Here is a 20766-nt window from a genome sequence, read left to right on the forward strand (position 1 = left end):
CGAATCCAAGCGGGTTAAATCCCGCAATTCTGTGCCCAAAAATGTTAACGCTACTGGTAGCGGATCTGCCAATCCAGTTGTTTCCACTACTAGATAATCTAGATTTTCTTGGCGTTCTAAAACTTTGTAAACTGCATCTACTAAATCATTATTAATAGTGCAGCAGATACAACCATTACTTAGCTCCACCATGTTTTCACCAGTGGAAACAATTAGCTCGTTGTCGATGCCAATTTCACCAAATTCATTCACTAGAACAGCGGTTTTTAAACCCTGTTGGTTGTTGAGGATATGATTAAGTAAAGTCGTCTTGCCACTACCGAGGAAACCCGTAATGATTGTTACTGGCATTCCTTGTTTGGGCGTATCCATTGCGGAAGAGTCGGGTGTAACTGCTGATTGCATAGCGCTGTTATCAAATAGTCAAAAAATAGTAATGTAGCGCAGATAGTCCAGAAAACACTAGCATAGGGATGCTGGACTGTCATCCCAGCTGCCTTACCCTATTATTACGTATCTCCTTATTTCAGCATTACTCTGTTATGACCCTAACCCTTTACAATACCCTCACCCGTCGTCAAGAACCGTTTGAAACAGTCGAACCAGGCAAGGTTAAGATGTATTACTGCGGCGTGACGGTATATGATTACTGCCATTTGGGTCATGCCAGAGCTTGCATCGTTTGGGACGTAGTACGCCGATACCTCCAGTTTATCGGCTATGAAGTCCGATATGTCCAAAATTTTACTGATATTGATGACAAGATTCTGAATCGAGCTTGTCTTGAACATTCATCAATGGAAGTTGTAGCCGATCGCTTCATCAAAGCATATTTTGAGGATATGGCGCGGCTGGGGATCAAAGAAGCTGATGAGTATCCCCGCGCTACCCACACGATGAATGGCATTCAACGGTTAATTCATGAGTTAGAAAATAAGGGTTTTGCCTACCCTGCTGGCGGCGATGTGTATTATGCAGTCCGACAGTTTTCTGAGTATGGCAAGCTTTCTGGACGCAAGTTAGAAGATATTCAAGCGGGGAAAAGCGATGTCTACGACGGGCGTAGCTGCGGCGTCAACGTCGAAGATCCAGAGTACCAGAAAAAGAAAGATCCCTTTGATTTTGCTTTGTGGAAGGCAGCAAAACCGGGAGAACCTGCTTGGGAATCACCTTGGGGCGCAGGTCGTCCGGGATGGCACATTGAATGCTCGGCAATGGTGCGCGATCGCTTGGGTGATACCATAGATATTCATGCTGGTGGTGCTGACTTGATTTTTCCCCATCACGAAAACGAAATTGCCCAATCTGAAGCTGTGACAGGAAAACCCCTAGCTCGTTACTGGTTACATAACGGTATGGTGAAGGTAGATGGGGAAAAAATGTCTAAATCTTTGGGCAACTTTACCACTATTCGAGACTTACTGGATCGAGGAGTTAACCCGATGGCAGTGCGGTTATTTGTGCTGACCGCTCAATATAGCACACCCATAGATTTTACCGATGAAGCGATCGCCGCAGCAACAAACGGTTGGCACACCATTAAAGAAGGTTTGCTTTTTGGCTACCAATACGGTGAAAAACTAGGCTGGGAAGTGGAAGATGCGGAAAATTCCCTAATCCAAAATTCAGATGTTGAGCGCTTCCAAGAAACTGTGAATAACGACTTTAATTTTCCTGGTGGATTAACAGTGCTGTTTGAACTAGCCAAAGAACTACGCCGTGAGGGAAATATTCTTGTGCATGAAGGGCAAACCAAAACATCACCAGAGGAGTTACAACGGCAATGGCAAACTCTTGTCACATTAGCTGGAGTCTTGGGTTTAGAAGCCCAGATAGAAGCCGAAACTCACACGAGTAATGGTTTAAGCGATGCGGACATTGAAGCGAAAATTCAGCAAAGGCAACAAGCACGTATTGCTAAGAATTTTGCCGAAAGTGATCGCATTCGTGACGAACTTCAAGCACAAAGTATTACGCTAATTGATAGCCGTGATGGCACACGCTGGCATCGGAATTAGAGGGTACTGGAAACTAGGGATTAGGAATTGAATTCTTCCCAATGCCCAATGCCCAATGCCCAATGCCCCATTCCCAAATTATTAAATTATGTGGACTGAACTTAAAAAAGCGATCGCTAGTTTCGACATTCCTGCTGATTGGATTGGTATTAGAGCCGTAAAGGAAACTTCTACTACCCGTGCAGTCCGTGATGGCTTACCCCAGTTAAACGGCAAATCCTTCACTGTCGGAGCCATGCTGGAAGTTTTGGTTAATGGCTGTCTGGGTTATGCAGCTACAAACTCTTTGGATCTGTCTTCCCTCCAAACTGCTGCTCAAACAGCCTATAACCAGGCACTAGCAGCCAGTGAATGGTGGATACATCCTTTTGGTGAAAGTGAGCGCCCTAAAGTCGTTGGTGAATATCACTCTCCATTTCTTGAGCCATTGGATGCTCTGAGTCCGGGAGAACTCAACGATTTACTGGTTCGCATTTGCCAAACGCTGAAAGTTGACGACAAAATTGTACAAACCATAGCCAGTGCCAGCACAACCGAGAGGGAGTCTTGGTTTGTCAGCAGCAACGGCTCAGAAGTGTATCAAAAAATTCTATCTATAGGCACTAATTATGGAGCCACTGCCCAAGATGGTGCGATCGTACAACAGCGTAGCAACAACGGTTCGCAAGCAAACTGTTATCAAGGCGGACTAGAGCTTTTAAAACAAGAAGACTTATGGCATCGGGTGCGGGAAATTGGAGAACAAGCAGTAGAACTCTTGACAGCAGACGAATGCCCAAACACGCGTACCAATTTAGTTTTAGCACCAGATCAAATGATGCTGCAAATCCATGAAAGTGTTGGACATCCCCTAGAAATTGACCGAATTTTGGGAGATGAGCGTAATTATGCTGGGGGCAGCTTTGTTAACAAAAGTGATTTTGGCAACCTAGTATATGGTTCGCCATTAATGAACATTACCTTTGATCCCACTGTGCCTGGTGAATTTGCCAGCTATGGCTTTGATGATATCGGTGCTGTAGCAACGCGGGAATATTTGGTCAAAGAAGGTGTACTCCAAAGAGGTTTGGGCAGTTTAGAGAGTCAGGTAAGAGCAGGTGTACCAGGAGTTGCCTGTGCCCGTGCTTCCTCATGGAATCGACCAGCGATCGATCGCATGGCAAACTTAAATTTAGAACCTCTGAATGCTACCTTTGAAGACATTATTGCTGGGATAGAACACGGCGTTTATATGGAATCTAACCGATCTTGGTCAATTGACGATCGCCGCTATAAATTTCAATTTGGTTGCGAGTATGCCAAATTAATTGAAAATGGCAAATTCACCAAAACCCTTCGTAATCCTAACTATCGTGCCATAACACCGGAATTTTGGCACAGCTTAATTCAAGTAGGAAATGCTGAAAACTGGCAAATGTATGGTACTCCTTATTGTGGTAAAGGAGAACCAAATCAGGCTATTTGGGTAGGACATGGTTCACCTGTTTGTGTATTTGCCAATGTCGAAGTTTTTGGTGGAGGAACTTGAAAAGCGCAAATACAAGAGTTAGGAGTTTTGAATTAAGTAGGTAGGCATAATTAAACATAAAATAAAATCCTAGTTCGTAGTGAGCAATTCATCGTTCAAAGCAAGGATTTTCAGGACTAAAGTCCTTACTACAAACTTTAATTTATTTATGCCTAGCTACTTACAAAAATTCCTCTAACTCCTAATTTTCTCCTTCTCCCTATTCCCTATTAATATTTAATATTTATGAAAATTGAGGAATTATCTGCGTTAGAAGTCAGCTTTAATCGACTAATTGAAACTCTGCTTATCAAAAAAGCAGAAAATGAACAATTCACTGTCAGACTAAGCAGTGAAAGAAGTCAATTTACTCGTTTCAATTATGCGAAAGTTCGACAAACTGGTTGTGTAACTGATGGTTGGCTCGAACTAACTTTAATGGCAGATCAACGCAGTAGTATTCGGCAGTTTCCCTTTACTGGAAATTGGGATATAGATTGGCAGTTAGCATATGCTGCTTTACAGGAACTACGTGACGAACTTCTTCTATTACCTATCGATCCATATCTAGTTTTACCATCAGGAACTAATACCAGCCGGGAAGTACACTTTGGAAATTTATTGGCGGCGGAAGCAGTAGTGCCAACGGTGCTAGAACTAGTTGCTGGATTGGATTTTACTGGTATATATGCAGGAGGAAAAGTAATTAAAGCTTATGGTGATTCCAACGGACAGAAACACTGGTTTGCTACTGATTCTTTTACCTTAGATTATTCTCTATTCACTACATCTGGACAAGCAGTTAAGGGTACATTTGCAGGGAGTGATTGGGATAAATCTGCTTATTTAGCCAAAATCAGCGAAGCCAAAAAGCAACTAGAATTGCTCTCTCGTTCAGCTAAAGAATTGCCACGGGGACAATACAAAACTTATTTTGCACCTGCTGCTGTTGCAGATTTATTAATGATGCTTTCTTGGGGATCTTTAAGCGAAGCTGATATCCAACAAGGAAACAGTGCTTTAGCTGCTCTATGGCGTGAAGAAAAACAACTTTCGACCGCATTTAGTTTAAAAGAAAACTTTCAACGGGGATTAGTACCGCGATTTAATGAATTGGGAGAAATAGCAGCACCAGAGATACCTATAATAGAAAAAGGAGATTTGATAAATACTCTAGTTAATTCCCGGACTGCTAAGGAATATCAAAAAATTAGTAATGGCGCTAATGCTTCAGAGACTTTACGAGCGCCAGAAGTGAGTCCGGGAAATTTAGGATTTGAGCAAATTATTCCGAGTTTGGATACCGGATTATATTTATCGAATTTGCATTACTTGAATTGGAGCGATCGCCAAACTGGTAGAATCACAGGTATGACCCGTTATGCTTGTTTTTGGGTAGAAAGGGGAGAAATTATTGCCCCCATTGAAAACTTGCGTTTTGATGAAAGTCTCTACCGCTTCTGGGGAGAAAACTTAGTCGATTTTACCACTTTTCAAGAATTCATTCCTGAAGTCGGTACATACGAAAGTCGCCAACTTGGAGGTATTTTAGCTCCCGGTATGCTAGTGGAAGATTTTACATATACTTTGTAGTCGTCTTGTGTAAAAACACCGTATTCTTGGTAGAGACGCAAAATTTTACGTCTCTACACCAAATTATAAAATTATCTATCTCTATAAACTGCATTAATTACAATATCTTTGATACTCAGGTAAAGAATTAATATCAACAATAAAAATTGCTCAAATTGAAGAATTGGATCTAAACGCCAACCTTGATACAACAAGATTGCTCCACTTAACAACATTATAATTGGCGTAAATATAAGTTGGATAATGTAAAGGGCTAAAGCCCAACCTCTAAGTCTGGTTCCACGTTGGGCTAGCCAAGCTACTGTTAAAATCAAGTAAATAATTGCCCAAAGCAAATAATTCCAATTAAACCAACTAGATTTACTCCAAAGTTAACTTGAGCGAAAGTGAACATTTATTAAAAATCCTGCTTAATTACAAGCTAAAATTTTAAATCTGTTACTAGGTAGGTTCTTCAAAAGTCTTCCTTAATAAAAATTGTTGGGTTAAGCAATAGCGAAACCCAACTTATAATCTTTTCCCATCTCTCCTTAGAACCTCTATTTTTTCTTGCCAGGGGGTGAATTGCGCTGGGTGAGGTTATCAATTTGCAATTGTTGCCGTCCGTTGGTGATAATTCGCAACATCTCTTTGAGATCCTGCTCGATATTTCCCAAAACGCCATCAGCATATACATCAGCACCATCTTCAATTTCTTGAGCGTGAGCGATCGCAGTTTGTCGTATTTGGTCTAACTCTTGCTGACAAGCATACCGCTTGCGGTCAATTTCGGTGAGAGTTTCTTGCATTATTGCCTCACACTCTTGTTGAACTTGTCGCCGCAGTTGTTCAGCTTCTTGTTCTGCCCGTTGAATAATATCGCTTTCAGCTAAAATTTGCGCTCTTTTTGCTTGCGCTGCTTCAACAAGTTGCTGCCCATACTCTTCTGCTTCCAGCAGAATTTCCTCCTTTTGTTTCAAAATCGCCGCTGCTTCTTGAAAAAGTGATGGTAAGGCCAGCCGGATGTAATCAAGCTGATCTAGTAGCTTTTCTTCGTCTATTAGTGTGCGTCCCGTCAGCGGAATTCTCAGACTAGAGAGAACCATTTCCTCTAGGCGGTTGAGTTCCTGCTGAATATCTATGCTTCTCGATCCACTGAGATACTCTTCAGGGGGAGGGTTGCTTCCGTTGAGATTGGGTTCAACATTGGAGAGTTGTGATTGTAGCATTGGTATATATCTAGGGCAATGTGTTGGGGAACGAGATGATCGATAGAACCACCAAACCTTGCAATCTCTTTTACCACACTACTACTTAAAAAACTATACTCATTTGAGGTTGCGAAAAAAACTGTTTCTATTTCGGTAGAAAGAGTTTTATTAGTGTGAGCCATTTGCAGTTCCACTTCAAAATCTGACACAGCCCGTAAACCCCGGAGCAGAACTTGTGCTTGTCGCATTTGGGCATAGTTGACAGTCAGACCGTCGAAGCTGTCTACTTCTATATTAGGTAGATGTTGTGTAGAAACACGGATCTGCTCTAGCCGTTGCTGGACGCTAAAAAGTGGCATTTTGTTAGGATTCCGCAGTACAGCGACAATCACCCGTTCAAACAGCCGACTACCGCGCTGGATGAGGTCAAGGTGTCCCAAGGTGATGGGGTCGAAGCTACCAGGATAAATGGCAATCACAATTTTAGATATATCAAAGTTGTTTAGGTGATTATATCGAAACCGTTTTGTGTAACTTACTCAAATCTACCATCTTGTGTTCTGAGTAAAAGTGCAAAAATAAAGAGTGCTGAGTTAAAAGTCACCGAAGTTTAGATCGGCAAAAGCCGCTGCTTAGAAGTTGCGGAACTTAGCACTCAGTTGGTCAATTGTTCTTGTGGCATAAGTTATGCTCAACTAGGCGTTAGGAATTAGACTCCTAAATATGGATGTTGGATTTTTACTTGCGTGTCCACAATATTGTGGAGGATTCAAGTGTAGCTCCGGTATTTCAGGCTTAAGAAACTCCGTACTTAGTAAAGTACGCGGGTAGTTAACGAACTTTTCTAGGTAATTTTTCATGGCACTGGATTTTTCCACCTTGCCCTTGGCGTTTCAATTTACTTCTCCAGGACCGATTCTGGTGAAAATAGGGCCACTAACTATCCGCTGGTATGGCTTGTTGATTGCTACAGCAGTGTTGATTGGCGTTATCCTTTCCCAGAATTTGGCAAAGCGTCGTAATGTTGATCCAGAGTTGCTAGGCGATTTATTCTTTTGGTTGTTGATTGGGGCAATTCCCGGCGCACGTCTATATTACGTTTTGTTTGAGTGGTCAAAATATGCCCCAACTCCAGGAAAAATATTTGCTATCTGGGAAGGAGGTATTGCCATTCACGGAGCGATTCTGGGTGGTGCTTTGGCAGCTTTAATCTTTGCCAAAATTAAGCAGGTTTCTTTCTGGCAACTGGCGGATTTAGTAGCACCTTCGCTAATTTTCGGGCAAGCGCTTGGGCGTTGGGGCAATTTCTTCAATTCTGAAGCTTTTGGCGATCCCACTGATTTACCCTGGAAGCTGTATATTCCACCAGACCATCGTCCTCTAGAGTATGCTAGTTTCGATTACTTTCATCCCACTTTCCTCTACGAATCTCTATGGGATTTAATGGTGTTTGCGCTGCTAATAACGTTATTTTTCCGGTCTTTATCCGGTAAGCCACGTTTGAAGGTAGGCACGCTGTTTTTAGTTTACTGGCCAGCCTACAGCTTAGGACGCTTGTGGATAGAAGGTTTTCGCACTGATAGCTTGATGCTAGGTCCGTTACGGATAGCACAAGTAGTCAGTTGTCTAGGAATTTTGTTGGGATTATTTGGGTTAGCTTGGCTTTATTTACTCAAACGCCCTTTACCTGATGTCGTTCCTACTGCTCAGGGAAATGAGGGGAATAGAGAGTAGGTAGGTAGTGGGGCAGGATGAATGAAAAATAAAAAATGCCCCAGAATATTCTCTAGGGCTTAACCAGGGTGCATCTACCATTACTCTCTACTATCGAAAGAGGGTGAATCCGGAAAGATACTGAAGAATTTGCCAAAAAAAATTTTTGAGGAATTGCCGTGTGTTCTTTTAGAAGTGAATATACAGAGAACCTCAGCTCTAAAAACACACTATATGCTATGGAACCATCTGTGTACATTGTGGGAGCAGGCCCAGGAGATCCTGATTTATTAACGGTTAAGGCGCAGAAACTACTGGCTGTTGCTGATGTAATTTTATTTGCTGATTCCCTAATACCCGAACAGATTTTGTCACTTTGCCGCCAAGATGCGGAGATCATTAGGACTGCGAATCAGACTTTAGAAGAGATTTTGCCGATTATGATCGATAGGGTGCGATCGCAGCAAAAATCTCTAGTCCGTCTCCATTCTGGCGATCCTAGTCTCTACAGCGCCATCCACGAGCAAATGCACCTCCTAGCAGAGGCAAATATTCCTTTTGAAGTTATACCTGGTATCAGCGCCTTTCAAGCTGCTGCTGCCAAACTCAAAATAGAACTGACTGTCCCTGGTTTAGTCCAAACCATCATTTTGACACGCATCAGCGGACGTACAGAAGTCCCCGCCACTGAAGAATTAGCCTCTCTGGCGGCACATCAGGCTAGCCTCTGCTTATATCTCAGTGCGCGTCACGTCGAAAATGCCCAAGCCAAACTACTCGAACACTATCCAGCCGAAACCCCCATTGCGATTTGCTTTCGCATCGGATGGCCTGATGAAAAAATCAGGGTTGTCCCCCTTAACCAAATGGCAGACTGTACTCATCAAGAGAAATTAATTCGCACTACACTTTATATAATCAGTCCAGCACTCTTGCCAGCAACAGGGCGATCGCGTTTATATCATCCCGAACATAGTCATCTATTTCGCTCATCTCATCACTAAATGCTGCGACATTGGGCATTTTGTACTTGTTTTGTCATGTAATAGACAACACAAAGCAAAGTTAGTTACCCTTTTTAAGGCTTGATAGCAAGTACAAAGTTCCGAGTTATTGACACGGAGTACGATAAATAATCATGCATGACCTATCGTTACAGTCAGGTTATTGCTGGATTAGGCAGAGGTTAAATAGTGTTTGAAATTAGGAGACGACGGAGTAACCCCAGGTGGAATATCACAGAAGACTTTGCTGGGTACATATTTATGATGCCCACCATTCTAGTTTTAGGAACTTTTGTAGTCTTACCAATTCTCTACGCCATTTTTCTTTCCCTGCAAAAAGTTCAACTTCTCGGCGGTATTGAGTACGAGTTCATCGGTTTTCGGAACTTCGGGCGATTAGCTGAAGATGAACGGGTTTGGATTGCTTTGAGAAACACCGCAGAATATGTAGCCATTGTTGTACCAGCTCAAACTATCCTGGCTTTAATTCTGGCTGTAACTCTGAATTCGGGGATTCGTGGTAAAAACTGGTGGCGCATCGTCTATTTTTTGCCGACAGTCACTTCTTCAGCAGTGCTGACGCTCATCTTCATGTGGATTTATAACACCGATGGACTACTAAACGATTTTCTCGCTTTTCTGGGGCTACCTACTTATAACTGGTTGGGTGATCCGGCAGTTGCGCTCAAAGGCATTATGATCATGAACATTTGGTCAACTGCGCCATTTTTCATGGTGATTTATCTGGCAGCGTTGCAGGATATCTCTCAAACACTATATGAGGCAGCAGAACTTGATGGGGCAAATGGATGGCAAAAGTTTATCAACATCACTATTCCTTTGCTTCAGCCTGTAACCTTCTTTGTGGTAGCAGTAGGGGTGATTGGCACTTTTCAATTGTTTGATCAGTCCTACATTTTCTCTGGCGGTACTGGCGGGCCAAACAACGCCACCTTAACTGTGGTGCTACTAATTTACCAAGCTGTGTTTCGGAATTTACAAATGGGATATGCAGCTGCGATCGCCTTTTTGTTGGCAGCGGTGATCATTAGCATCACCTTGATTCAGCGGCGACTTTTTGGAGGCGAACGGATTTGACTAAAATCGCTAGTTTCTCCTGGCTCAAAGCCCTGTTATACCTATTGCTGACACTCTATGCCCTGATCACTCTAATTCCCTTCCTCTGGGCACTTTCAGCATCATTTAAGCCGCTAAGAGAGATTGTCGGCGGTGAACCTAATTTTCTCCCTAAAAATTTCACTCTCGACAATTACAGGCAAATCTTTCTCCAAGAACCGTTATTTTGGCGCTGGTTGTTCAACAGTGTGGTAATTGCCGCCAGCGTCACTCTTTTAAACTTGTTATTAAATTCAATGGCAGGTTATGCCTTGGCGAGACTGCGCTTTGTGGGTAAACGCTTTTGGTTTTTCCTAATTTTGGCAGTACTGGCAGTACCGGCGCAAATCACCTTAATTCCAACATTTTTGATTTTGAAAGCGATCGGCTGGCTGAATTCTTACCAAGGGATGATTGTACCCAGTATGGTAAATGCCACTTTCATCTTCATGATGCGGCAGTTTTTTGTTAATTTTCCTAAAGAATTAGAAGAAGCAGCTCAACTGGATGGCTTAAATCCCTTGGGAATTTTCCGACATATTGTCTTACCTTTGGCAAAACCAGCACTGGCAGCACAGGCAGTTTTTGTGTTTATGGGAAGTTGGAATAATTTTCTACTGCCTATAGTTATTTTATTTGACCCAGAAATGTTTACCCTCCCCTTGGGGCTGAACACCTTCAAAGGTCAATACATCAGTTATTGGAACTATATTATGGCGGCCTCTATGGTCTTCACCTTGCCGGCTTTAGGCATTTACGCCTTTTTTAATCGTTACTTTATTCAAAGCGTCACGTTTACCGGAGGAAAAGGTTAATAGTTATAGGGCTTTGGGCTTGTCCCAAGCGTATTGCATTAGTTATTTCTCCCCATGCCCCATGCCCAATGCCCCATGCCCCATGCCCAAACCGGATTTTAGGCAACAAATTGCACTCTTAACGTGATATTGGTATTACAGCGACTCAATCTCTACCTATCAATTTCAGTTAATAAGCACTATGGGTTTTGCAGACCTATCGATCGCAGAGATATCAGCCAACTACAGCATTCCTGTAGAAAAATTGTTTTCTCTGTGTAACCAACTCTTAATTGCCTACAAACACCAAAAGACCCGTTTGGCGTTAGAGGATGCAAAGGCAATTATTTTCCAAATATCGTCTGAAATATGCCCAAAAGGTACTAGCGAGTTGGTGGGTGATCACGAAGTCACTTAAAGGGTTATCTCGGCTTTGGCTAATCACTGATAGCTAATGACAAAAAATAATGAGTCATTAGCAATTAGCAGCTTGGAGATTGAGAATCGCGTTCTTAGCTGTGTTGAACGTTAAAATATTTAAGGGGAAACAATGTTTAAAAGACTAATTGGCGTTGTTGTAGTTACTGTTTTACTCACGTTTCAGTTGATTGTCGGTAGCGCGGCAGCAGTGGAACTGGACGAAGCGATCCGAACAGTGCCATCAAATGCTCAAGGTGATACCGTCGTACTTAGCCTTAAACAAGTCAAAGAAGGCAAACGCTTATTTAATTACGCTTGCGCCCAATGTCATGCTGGGGGAGTTACCAAGACAAACCAAAACGTGGGACTCGCTCCAGAAGACCTAGCACTGGCAACACCCAACCGTAACAACGTCGAAGGCTTGGTGGATTACCTGAAAAATCCCACTACTTACGACGGGGAAGAAGAGATTTCCGAAATCCACCCCAGTATCAAGAGCGAAGATATTTTCCCAGCAATGCGAAATCTGACGGATGATAACTTGGAGGCGATCGCCGGTCATATTCTCTTACAACCGAAAATTGTTGGCACTAAGTGGGGAGGCGGAAAAATCTATTACTAAATCCCTGAATTAGTACTGAACTATTGGGAATAGGGCATTGGGCATTGGGAAGAATTCATTCCCCATTCCCCATTCCCCATTCCCTACTGATTACACAGCTTTTTGCAATAAATTGCTCCCCATCCTTAAAAAAAAATTGTATCTATGACAGATTGTCATATTTGGCGTTGATTTTATTTAAAATGAGAAAGGAAAAAAAATTGTTTATTAGGAGAGAGCCATGAAATTAATTTCGGCAAGCTGGCGACGCCTTAGTTTAGCTGTGTTGACAATCCTTTTAGTTGTTAGCAGCTTCGCTGTTTTTACTCCCAGCGCTTCGGCTGAAACATATAAGGTTAAATTGGGTAGCGATAAAGGAATGCTGGCATTTGAACCGAAAAAGTTGACAATTCAACCAGGCGACACAGTTGAATGGGTGAACAACAAAGTTCCTCCCCATAATGTTGTGTTTGATGCTGCCAAAAATCCCACTAAGAGTGCTGATTTAGCCAAATCCCTATCTCATAAGCAGTTGATGATGAGTGCTGGTCAAACCACAAAAACAACTTTCCCCGCAGACGCGCCTGCTGGTGACTACACCTTCTACTGCGAACCTCACCGTGGTGCTGGCATGGTTGGTACAATTACTGTCCAAAGCTAGAAACATCGTCGTTGACACAAAATAAATAATTTTGTCAATGAAATTAGCAAAGAGGAAGATGCCACACTCCTAGAGTGATGCAAAAAATGGATAAATGGCGGTAACGAGTTTTATCCCAGCCTAAGACCATAAGCAACCTGCGCTCATGGAGAGGTGAACTTGTTACCGCCAATTTTGCTCAAATTTAACTTAATCAGAGATTAATCGCGTTTATACTCTTGCTGGAGGCTTGTTGCGAGGAAATTATTTTGAGAATACTTTTATTAATCTTACTGTTGGCGATCGCTCTATTCAAATTTACATTCATTAGTCCAGCACTAGCTGCCGAAACATCCAACGGGGCTAAAATTTTCGAGGCTAACTGTGCTTCTTGCCACATAGGGGGCGGTAATATCCTAATTAGCCAGAAAACTTTGAAAAAGGAAGCATTGTCAAAGTACCTAGAAAATTATGATCACGACTCAATCCAGGCGATTATCTATCAAGTGCAGAATGGTAAAAATGCCATGCCTGCTTTTAAAGACAAGTTAAGTCCTCAGGAGATTCTAGAGGTAGCTGCTTACGTTTTTCAAAATGCAGAACAAGGCTGGTAATACAGTTCTACTGTTTAGTCCTTTTAGGGTGAGTATAAAAAGGCTGTCAGTATTTAAAGGTTGGCTTTTCAGCCCACCCTACAATACAGCGCTTCCGGCTATTATGCAATACAATTTTCCTTTTGCCCCTCTCCTGTCATAGCTTTCAGCTTTGAGGATGTACCTCATAGCCGCCGGAAGTGCTGTATACGATAATTTATTTGTTGGAAATCCCTTAATGCATTTACTTCTAGGACTTATGCACTATACAAATTAACTGTGATGTGAATTAAGGAAAATAGGCTGTTTCAGGCTTTTATTAATTATCCTTATGATGCCTTCGGCGGTATACTACGTAAATAGACCACGCTGTAGGGGTTTAGCATTGCTCATTGGTGTCAACTTAAGCTCAAACATTAGAATTTATCGTCGTTTTAGATCCCCCAACCCCCTTAAAAAGGGGGCACAAGATTCTATTTCCCCCTTTTTTAAGGGGGGTTAGGGGGGATCAAAAAGCTAGGCGGTACATGGAAAAATTTTCACTCTTCTTATCAGGGTAAGCTTTTACGTTAAGCTGACACCTATGAGCATTGCTAAACCCTTACGAAAGATGTGGCTTTTAACCATATTCATATTTGGTATTTTTTGTCAATGCGTAAGTTCTAACTTCTTAGAAACTTCTAACGAACTTCAAAGCTCAGTATATTTATGACGAACTAGCGATCGCCAATTCGTCAACTGCTAAAAACGATACTCTAAAGATGAATGATAAATTCAAAATCTTTATCATTCATAACTTTTAGCTTGTTCTTAATCCAAAATCACCTGCTGCTGATTATTTTTCTGGATTAGACTTTTGTCTATTTTCTTTCACTTCGCGCAATTGTTCTACTAATTTTTGCTCCGATTCAGCCACGGGTGTAGGTTGATTGCTATTGACTTCCGGTGCAGCTAAAGGTTTGAGAGTACCTGCCGATGAGGACGCAGGCTGGTTTTTTCTGATTTGTAGTTCAGGTAATGATTTTGGAATACCTGTCTGTGAGAACGCAGGCTGATTGCCATTGACTCTTGGTGCAGCTAATGGTTTGAGTGTACCCGTCGGTGAGGACGCAGGTTGGTTGTTTTTGATTCGCAGCTCAGGTAATGGTTTAAAAGTACTTGCTGGTGAGGGTAAAAGCTGATTGCTATTGACTCTTGGTATAGATAATGACGAGGGCTTTTGCTCTAGAGTAGCCCCAGTAGTGTTGTTACTGTTGTTTTGGAAAAGCAGGTTAAATGGATAAGAACTGATCTGTTTATCTCCCTTGGGGGATTGTTTGTTGAAGAATTCCCTGGCTTTTGTTCGCAATTCCGGGGAGATAAACTTGTCTTGGAACTTGATATCTAAGACCTTGCCATCAGGATCTACCACTAATACACCCAAAACAGCACCTTCAAGATTCGGTTTATCCGCGGGTAATGTTTCGCGGATAACTGGTTTTTGTTCAGCATTGGGGTATTCTTGCAGAACTTCTTTTCTCAGGTTTGCGTAGGAGTCTAGCTGTGCAATCGCCTGTTGAGTTCCCTTCAACGAGGCTGCTTGAGGCGCACTTCCCCTAGTTCCAATTAAAGTCTTCTCAACCCTTGGAGCTTGTTTAAGAGAATTTATCAGCGGGTTTTGAGAAAATTTAGACGCATCATTACTTGTTTGCGTCATTTCTGGAGTAGTATTTCTCTGTGCTATTGTGCTTGAATTCGTGTCAGAGAGGCTCGGAGATTGGGCATTCTGTAGAATATCATCAGGTATTTTCTGCGACTGCAATTCTGGCAACCTGCTTATAGGCAGCGGCTTAGTTACATCGTATTTAGAATTACTTTCATTCAAAGGAGAAACTGATGGAGAGAATTTGGGGCTAGCGTTGAATTTAGACCTGTCAAATTTAGAGGCATCAAATCGCAGATTTTCACTAGGAATCATCCGCAAAGACTGCCTTGTAGGCAATGAGGAGATCCGATAGTTATTCGATGATGGGGGTAGCGGAGGCAGCACTAGCTGACTGGATGGCAGTGGTGGTGCCAATGGAGGTAAAACACTTTGAGCGCTAAAATTCGGAGGAGAAAGCGGCGCTACTGGGGGAAATTGTTGTAAACCAACTTGAGGTGTGCTTTGCGGCAAACGGCTTTGGTCGGCTTGGCTCAATTCCAGAATTCCGACTGTTTTTGATGATGCTGTTTCTTTGGACTTGTTAGACTCCATAGGCATCAATGGCACAATCATGGCGATCGCACCATGCATACCAAGGGAGGCTAAAGCTGCTATCCCAATTGGCTGGCTGATGATGTCTGGTATATTTTTCAGTAGGGAGGCGTAAGACATAACTGTTATCGTTCACTCGGATCAGTTGCAGTTGACTAGCGATTTTCTTTTTTAGAATATATTGCAGTATATTGCAACATATACATCCCTATCAGGAAATAATAACTTCCTGCGCTGGCAATCAAAACGCCAAAATTGCCATTTATTCAAACTTTTAATTAATCAATGACGCTGGATCATATTTTCAATGTTGAGCTTCCTAAAGAGATATTTGAAAAATTACTTCTTTTGATTTTTTATTCTTAAATAACGCACACACTTAAAAAGTAGGTCGGCGTCAAAATATTTCGCTGGATAAAGCAGGAGGGAATAGGGTTTTAGCCTAGTTGATTAATATCTACATAGTTTGGTTTTATTGTGCCAACTTACTAGTATCTTGGATATCTATAAAGTTTCAGTTAAAGCAGCACAAGTCTGAGTAAATCACCACATCTGCTGAGGTTGCCTTGTCTTTTATACTGTTTTGTAGTTAACTATACTTTTTTAACAGATGGCACACTTGCTCGTCCTAGACTCAGCCCTATGTAAAAATACTACCACATCAGCGACCCCTAAAACTGTTGCAAATTGTACAATTTTATTGACATTCTAGTTTTAAACCTCACCCAAGCTATTTGGGTTTTTATGAAAGGAGTCAGTCATACGATCGCAATTCTAGCTCCTAAATCCTGACTGTTTCATCGTCAAAAAACTTCAAACCCTCAATCATTGCAGCCAAAATTAAAAATGCCGTTACCGATAGTTATTTTGCCTGGATATCTAGAAAGCGCGATCGCTTATCGCCAATTAGAAGAATCCCTACAACAGTTAGGTTTCACTGCCGTCACAGTACCACTGCGACGACGTGACTGGTTTCCCACTCTTGGAGGAAGATCCGTAACACCGATTTTGCAACAACTTGATCGCACAATCAAGGATACATTGCAGCAATATAATGCTACTCAAATTAACTTGATTGGTCACTCAGCCGGAGGTTGGATATCCCGCATTTACATGGGAGAAAAGCCCTATTTAGCACGCGGTGATGTTAAACCATTTCTCAGGGAAGCGCATCCATTAGTTGCCACTCTCATCACCTTGGGTACACCCCATATTAGCCAAGAACGCTGGACGCGCTTCAATTTAGATTTTGTCACCAATAACTACCCAGGAGCTTTTTATAAAAACGTTCGTTACGTTTGTGTCGCTGGCAAAACTATCTTTGGAGAAAGACGACGCGGTAGCTGGTTAGCTTACAGTAGTTACCAATTAACTTGTGGTGAGGGCAACACTTGGGGAGATGGAATCACACCCATTGAAGCGGCTCATTTGGAAGGAGCAGAAAATCTGGTGATTGAAGGTGTGAGGCATTCTCCCAGAAGTCCCGGCATTTGGTATGGTTCACCAGAACCCTTAAAAAATTGGGTGCAATATTTGATTTAAAAAACTTTATTTTTTCTAATAAATGCAACATTTATTAATATTTCTTAGCTAAAATTGTAAGTAAGAATAAATAATTAGTTAAGAACAGGAGGGGTGAGCTATGCAAAGCACCCAGTTTGATCGGATTTTGCGACGAATAGCGACGATATTATCAGTCGTAATTTTGACTCTGTGTTTAATTTATGTATCTACCGGAGTTTTGCTGGCTTTTTATTACGAACCGACAGCCGGCGGAGCTTACAATTCCTTAAAGATGATTAATACACAACTGCCATACGGCTGGTTGTTTCGGAGAGCCCATGATATTGCTGGTAACGCGGTAATTGCGATCGCCCTGATTCAAATTGTAGTGATGTTTTTAGGTCGGCAATTTCGCAAAAGTTGGCTAGTGGCTTGGATTAGTGGGATTTTGTTTACCCTAAGTGCGATCGGACTGGATTGGAGTGCGATGATCCTAGATTGGACTCAGGAAGGATACTGGCGTTTTAACATTGAACTAGGAACCATCGAAGCTATTCCTTTTATTGGTGGACAACTGCGCGAGATCCTGACTGGGGGTGGAGCGATTAACACAGTTACTGTCGGACATCTTTACACAATACACAGTTACCTAATTTCGATGGTGACGCTAATTCTTGCCATAGTGCATTTATCGGCTTTACTGTGGCAAGAATGGCAAATGTATCAAGCAGATTGGGAAGTTAGGAGTTAGGAGGAGCCAGTATTTATTCTCCCCCTGCTCCGATGTCCCCTTATGCCCCAGGGGTGTCAGTAGTAAAAAGTTCAGATATTTTGGCGAGGGGGACTTCTTCAACTTCCGGTAACTTTTCTAAAGAGAGGCGAGTAGACTGGTTAGCGCCAGACAAGCGTTTTAAAAGCTTAGGTCTTGGATCGTGCAACAAGTAGATAATGCGATCGCCAACTTCCCACTCGTATTTTACTGGCACTACCTGTAAGCGTTCTTTTCGTTCTACCACTAGCGGTATCAACGCCCCAGTCTTAATCATTTCTTGGATACGCTCATTTTGATTAGAAAATTCTGACTCAGTTAAGGTGGTTGTTCCTAACTTGACTCGCCCATCATTCAAATATTCATTCCAAGTCTTAATTGCTAAGTCTGGGATAAAAGCTTGATTAACTTTATTACTAACCGAGGTACTCGCTTGCGGATCACGAGGAAAAACAGCTAAGACACGCGGCGGATTAAACTCCTCAGCCGCGCGTTGAGCCAAAACGAAATTTACCTCGCCATTACTAGTCATAGCCAAAAAAGTACCCATAGATGCAAGTCCCGCCTCTTCCAAAACAGCAGCATCCAACGCACTGCTAGCGATAACCCGCAGATTTTGCGCCTCAGCTTGGACAAGACGTTGGGGGTCAGTATCAATCATCACCACATTTTCTTCCCGTTCTTGAAAGAACCGGGCAATCAAAAGACTCAAGGGATTACAACCCACAATCACTATCCCAGTTGCATCTTTGGAAGTGATTTGTAGCCATTTAGCAACCCAGCCAGCTGTTAGACCTTGGGAGACGACAGTCATGATAATTGTCAGGAAAACTAAAGCTTTGATCGAGTCACCGCCGTTAATGCCGCGCTGTGTTAGCGAAATCGCAAAAAAAGAAGCTATGGAAGCAGCAACAATTCCTCTCGGAGCAACCCAGCTTAAAAATAGTTTCTGTCGCCAGTTAAGATTACTATTCCAAGTACACAAGAGGATATTAATCGGGCGAACGACGAACATTAGTACCAAAACGGTGAATAAACTACCCCAACCCAAAGCAAACACACTAGCAATGGATAGGTCAGCTGCTAATAAGATGAATAGCACCGAGACGCTGAGAATTGTTAACTGACCCTTAAAGCTCCTCAACAAGCGTTCTTCTGGGACTGAAGAGTTAGCAAAGACTGCTCCTGCAACTACTGTTGTCATTACTCCCGACTCACTGCGGATCATTTGCGATAGGGTAAACAGACTCCACAGTATTGCTAGCACTACTAAGTTTTTTAGCTCGAATGACAGGAAATTGGCGCGTTTAAAAATCAAACTCATCACATAACCGCCAGCACCACCAATTGCCGCACCCACACCCAGACGCATGAGTAAACCTGCGATCGCATTCATTGGGTCAGCATCGCCGTTTAAAATTGTATCGAGGACAACGAAGGCGAGAATCGCTCCTACAGGGTCAATTAAAACCCCTTCCCCTTCTAATAGTGTTGCCACTTGCCGATCTACATTGATTTGTTTGAGCAGGGGTCCAACGACGGTTGGGCCTGTCACCACGACTATGGAAGCATAGAGAAAAGCTATGTTCCAGGGAAATTCACCCAGCCAGTGAGCAGCCATACTCCCACCAAGCAGTGTGATTAGCGTTCCTAGAGTCACGAGCAATTGTAGGCTAACTGAAACTCTGCCTAACTCTCGCAGATCCAAATTGAGTCCGCCTTCAAACAAAATTATTGCCGTAGCTAAGGCGACAATAACCTCTAGTCCGCTGCCTAGTAAATGGGGATGCAATAGCCCTATGCCATCAGAGCCAAGCAGGATGCCTAACAGCAATAACAAAACAATGCCGGGTATGCGAAAGTATGCAGCCAGTACTTGGGCGCTAATGCCTGCAAGGACTGCGATCGCCACTTGTAGGGTGATTTCAAAAGATGCTTCCATGTTGGAGATTTTGAGCGATTTCTTTCAAAATCTTTTGTAAAAAATCATAGATATTAACTCTACAGGGTACAACATCATACCCTTTATCCCCTATTGAATGTAGCGTTTTTTCTATCTTCGCCTTCCCCAAAGTTCCCATTGCCGGATGCCGACGCACCTGCGGGACGCTCCGCGAACGGAGAACTTGTATAGTAGCCGGACAAGCTTCTATGGACTTCTTTTTGTGTCTCCATGCTGTGTATCCTATTCAAGCTTTAGCCTTCACCCAGTTTAGCTGCCACCAACTTTTTTTGGCAAAACCTGTTGACATAAGCCAGGAAATTCGTTACCTTATAAAAGGTCTGAGTCTTATGCCCCCATCGTCTAGAGGCCTAGGACACCTCCCTTTCACGGAGGTAACGGGGATTCGAATTCCCCTGGGGGTACTTTTAAAAAATAAAAAACCAAGGTGTTTTTGGTTGTAACTTTTCAATCAAAACTATCATTCAGGATTCTTACTGAATAATAGTATAACTAAACATCAGGTTTTTTGCTGGCTAAGTGTTCTACACGTTGATGAATAGCTAAAAGATTTAACCGTAAATCTTTGCTCAGGCGGTTTTCAATGATTGCTACTGGCATAGTAAGTTTAGGCCAAACTTGAATTGTGTAGCAAAGATTTGTTCCTATATACTCACCCAGGGAATAAGGCTCTAAGCACCAGCTACCCGAAAAGCCTTTAAAATCTCCCTCTACCATGCGAAAACTAATTTCTTTAGGGAAGTATTCTTCCAGATCCAAAACTACACGCGCACAAAAATTGATATTTAGTAAACGCTGGGAGCCTATTTGCTCCAGTCGAATACCACCATTAGGGTGTGCGATTAGACGACTCTTGGCAAGGTTGGGAAGAAAATCAGGTAAGGCTTCATAATCTGTGAGAACCTTCCAGATGTGTTCTACTGGTTGGAGGATTTGGATTGTAGCACTAATTTGCCGCTGTCGCTGGGCTATTTTCTCAATTTTAATCTCTACCTTCGCTGCCAAAGCAACTGCATCAGCAGGCAAATCCTCTTCTAGATTGGTGTCATCACTAGGAGATGGGAAATCAAAATTCTCGGTTGTGTTTTGTTCTTTAATCACTTTCA

At 42.4% G+C, this 20766-nt stretch carries 20 protein-coding genes and 1 tRNA gene; 14 read left to right on the plus strand and 7 right to left on the minus strand.

Annotated features, from left to right (window positions below; translation table 11 throughout):
• The coding region (locus ACEW80_RS13965) for a GTP-binding protein (protein WP_373527158.1) at positions 1-405 on the minus strand (405 nt) is incomplete at its 3' end.
• Positions 406-542: 137 nt separating this feature from the next.
• On the opposite strand from ACEW80_RS13965, the gene cysS reads away from it, so the two are divergent.
• From cysS to ACEW80_RS13980, 3 genes are all read left to right on the plus strand, one after another.
• Positions 543-2018: a cysteine--tRNA ligase gene (gene cysS / locus ACEW80_RS13970; protein ID WP_373527159.1), complete on the plus strand. Its 1476-nt coding sequence runs from the start codon at positions 543-545 to the stop codon at positions 2016-2018.
• An 88-nt stretch (positions 2019-2106) separates the two neighbouring features.
• Positions 2107-3546 carry a TldD/PmbA family protein gene (locus tag ACEW80_RS13975; protein ID WP_373527160.1) on the plus strand — a complete coding sequence of 480 codons (1440 nt, stop codon included), beginning with the start codon at positions 2107-2109 and terminating at the stop codon, positions 3544-3546.
• 225 nt (positions 3547-3771) lie between these two features.
• Positions 3772-5118, plus strand: coding sequence for a TldD/PmbA family protein (locus ACEW80_RS13980; RefSeq protein WP_373527161.1), 1347 nt, complete (start codon positions 3772-3774; stop codon positions 5116-5118).
• 71 nt (positions 5119-5189) lie between these two features.
• Here ACEW80_RS13980 and ACEW80_RS13985 read toward each other — a convergent pair whose 3' ends face one another.
• From ACEW80_RS13985 to coaD, 3 genes are all read right to left on the minus strand, one after another.
• Positions 5190-5432, minus strand: a complete 243-nt coding sequence (locus tag ACEW80_RS13985) for a Ycf66 family protein (protein ID WP_373527162.1) — start codon at positions 5430-5432, stop codon at positions 5190-5192.
• A 225-nt stretch (positions 5433-5657) separates the two neighbouring features.
• Positions 5658-6326, minus strand: coding sequence for a DivIVA domain-containing protein (locus ACEW80_RS13990; RefSeq protein ID WP_373527163.1), 669 nt, complete (start codon positions 6324-6326; stop codon positions 5658-5660).
• Positions 6236-6787: a pantetheine-phosphate adenylyltransferase gene (gene coaD / locus ACEW80_RS13995; protein WP_373527164.1), complete on the minus strand. Its 552-nt coding sequence runs from the start codon at positions 6785-6787 to the stop codon at positions 6236-6238. The genes ACEW80_RS13990 and coaD overlap by 91 nt, the downstream gene beginning before the upstream one ends.
• A gap of 379 nt (positions 6788-7166) precedes the next feature.
• Here coaD and lgt point away from each other — a divergent pair, with 379 nt between their 5' ends.
• The 8 genes from lgt (at position 7167) to petJ (ending at position 13210) form a co-directional block, all read left to right on the plus strand.
• Positions 7167-8042: a prolipoprotein diacylglyceryl transferase gene (gene lgt, locus ACEW80_RS14000; protein ID WP_373527165.1), complete on the plus strand. Its 876-nt coding sequence runs from the start codon at positions 7167-7169 to the stop codon at positions 8040-8042.
• Between the two features lie 218 nt (positions 8043-8260).
• Positions 8261-9025: a precorrin-4 C(11)-methyltransferase gene (cobM, locus tag ACEW80_RS14005; RefSeq protein WP_373527166.1), complete on the plus strand. Its 765-nt coding sequence runs from the start codon at positions 8261-8263 to the stop codon at positions 9023-9025.
• Between the two features lie 189 nt (positions 9026-9214).
• Positions 9215-10123 (plus strand): carbohydrate ABC transporter permease, encoded by a 909-nt coding sequence (locus ACEW80_RS14010; protein WP_373527167.1) that lies wholly within the window; start codon positions 9215-9217, stop codon positions 10121-10123.
• On the plus strand, positions 10120-10956 hold the full coding sequence (locus ACEW80_RS14015; RefSeq protein WP_373527168.1) for a carbohydrate ABC transporter permease: 837 nt from the start codon (positions 10120-10122) through the stop codon (positions 10954-10956). Before ACEW80_RS14010 ends, ACEW80_RS14015 begins: the two co-directional genes overlap by 4 nt.
• A gap of 181 nt (positions 10957-11137) precedes the next feature.
• Complete coding sequence (locus tag ACEW80_RS14020; RefSeq protein WP_373527169.1) at positions 11138-11353, plus strand: hypothetical protein; 216 nt, start codon at positions 11138-11140, stop codon at positions 11351-11353.
• 132 nt (positions 11354-11485) lie between these two features.
• On the plus strand, positions 11486-11977 hold the full coding sequence (gene psbV / locus ACEW80_RS14025) for a photosystem II cytochrome c-550 (protein ID WP_373527170.1): 492 nt from the start codon (positions 11486-11488) through the stop codon (positions 11975-11977).
• Positions 11978-12197: 220 nt separating this feature from the next.
• Entirely contained in the window at positions 12198-12617 is a 420-nt protein-coding gene (petE, locus tag ACEW80_RS14030; RefSeq protein ID WP_373527171.1) for a plastocyanin, read from the plus strand.
• A gap of 248 nt (positions 12618-12865) precedes the next feature.
• Complete coding sequence (gene petJ / locus ACEW80_RS14035) at positions 12866-13210, plus strand: cytochrome c6 PetJ (RefSeq protein WP_373527172.1); 345 nt, start codon at positions 12866-12868, stop codon at positions 13208-13210.
• Between the two features lie 814 nt (positions 13211-14024).
• Here petJ and ACEW80_RS14040 read toward each other — a convergent pair.
• Complete coding sequence (locus ACEW80_RS14040; protein ID WP_373527173.1) at positions 14025-15545, minus strand: hypothetical protein; 1521 nt, start codon at positions 15543-15545, stop codon at positions 14025-14027.
• 726 nt (positions 15546-16271) lie between these two features.
• On the opposite strand from ACEW80_RS14040, the gene ACEW80_RS14045 reads away from it, so the two are divergent.
• The gene (locus ACEW80_RS14045) at positions 16272-16967 is read left to right on the plus strand and encodes an esterase/lipase family protein (RefSeq protein ID WP_373527174.1); all 696 of its coding nucleotides are present in this window, start codon (positions 16272-16274) and stop codon (positions 16965-16967) included.
• Between the two features lie 100 nt (positions 16968-17067).
• Positions 17068-17679, plus strand: coding sequence for a cytochrome b N-terminal domain-containing protein (locus tag ACEW80_RS14050; protein ID WP_373527175.1), 612 nt, complete (start codon positions 17068-17070; stop codon positions 17677-17679).
• Positions 17680-17719: 40 nt separating this feature from the next.
• Here ACEW80_RS14050 and ACEW80_RS14055 read toward each other — a convergent pair whose 3' ends face one another.
• Positions 17720-19639 carry a cation:proton antiporter gene (locus tag ACEW80_RS14055; protein WP_373527176.1) on the minus strand — a complete coding sequence of 640 codons (1920 nt, stop codon included), beginning with the start codon at positions 19637-19639 and terminating at the stop codon, positions 17720-17722.
• A gap of 352 nt (positions 19640-19991) precedes the next feature.
• Between ACEW80_RS14055 and ACEW80_RS14060 the strand changes: the two genes are divergently transcribed.
• Positions 19992-20064: transfer RNA gene (locus tag ACEW80_RS14060), tRNA-Glu, on the plus strand.
• A gap of 88 nt (positions 20065-20152) precedes the next feature.
• Here ACEW80_RS14060 and ACEW80_RS14065 read toward each other — a convergent pair.
• On the minus strand, positions 20153-20761 hold the full coding sequence (locus ACEW80_RS14065; RefSeq protein ID WP_373527177.1) for an SRPBCC family protein: 609 nt from the start codon (positions 20759-20761) through the stop codon (positions 20153-20155).
• Positions 20762-20766: the final 5 nt, after the last annotated feature.

Source organism: Nostoc sp. (assembly GCF_041747015.1).
Classification (GTDB): Bacteria; Cyanobacteriota; Cyanobacteriia; order Cyanobacteriales; family Nostocaceae; genus Nostoc.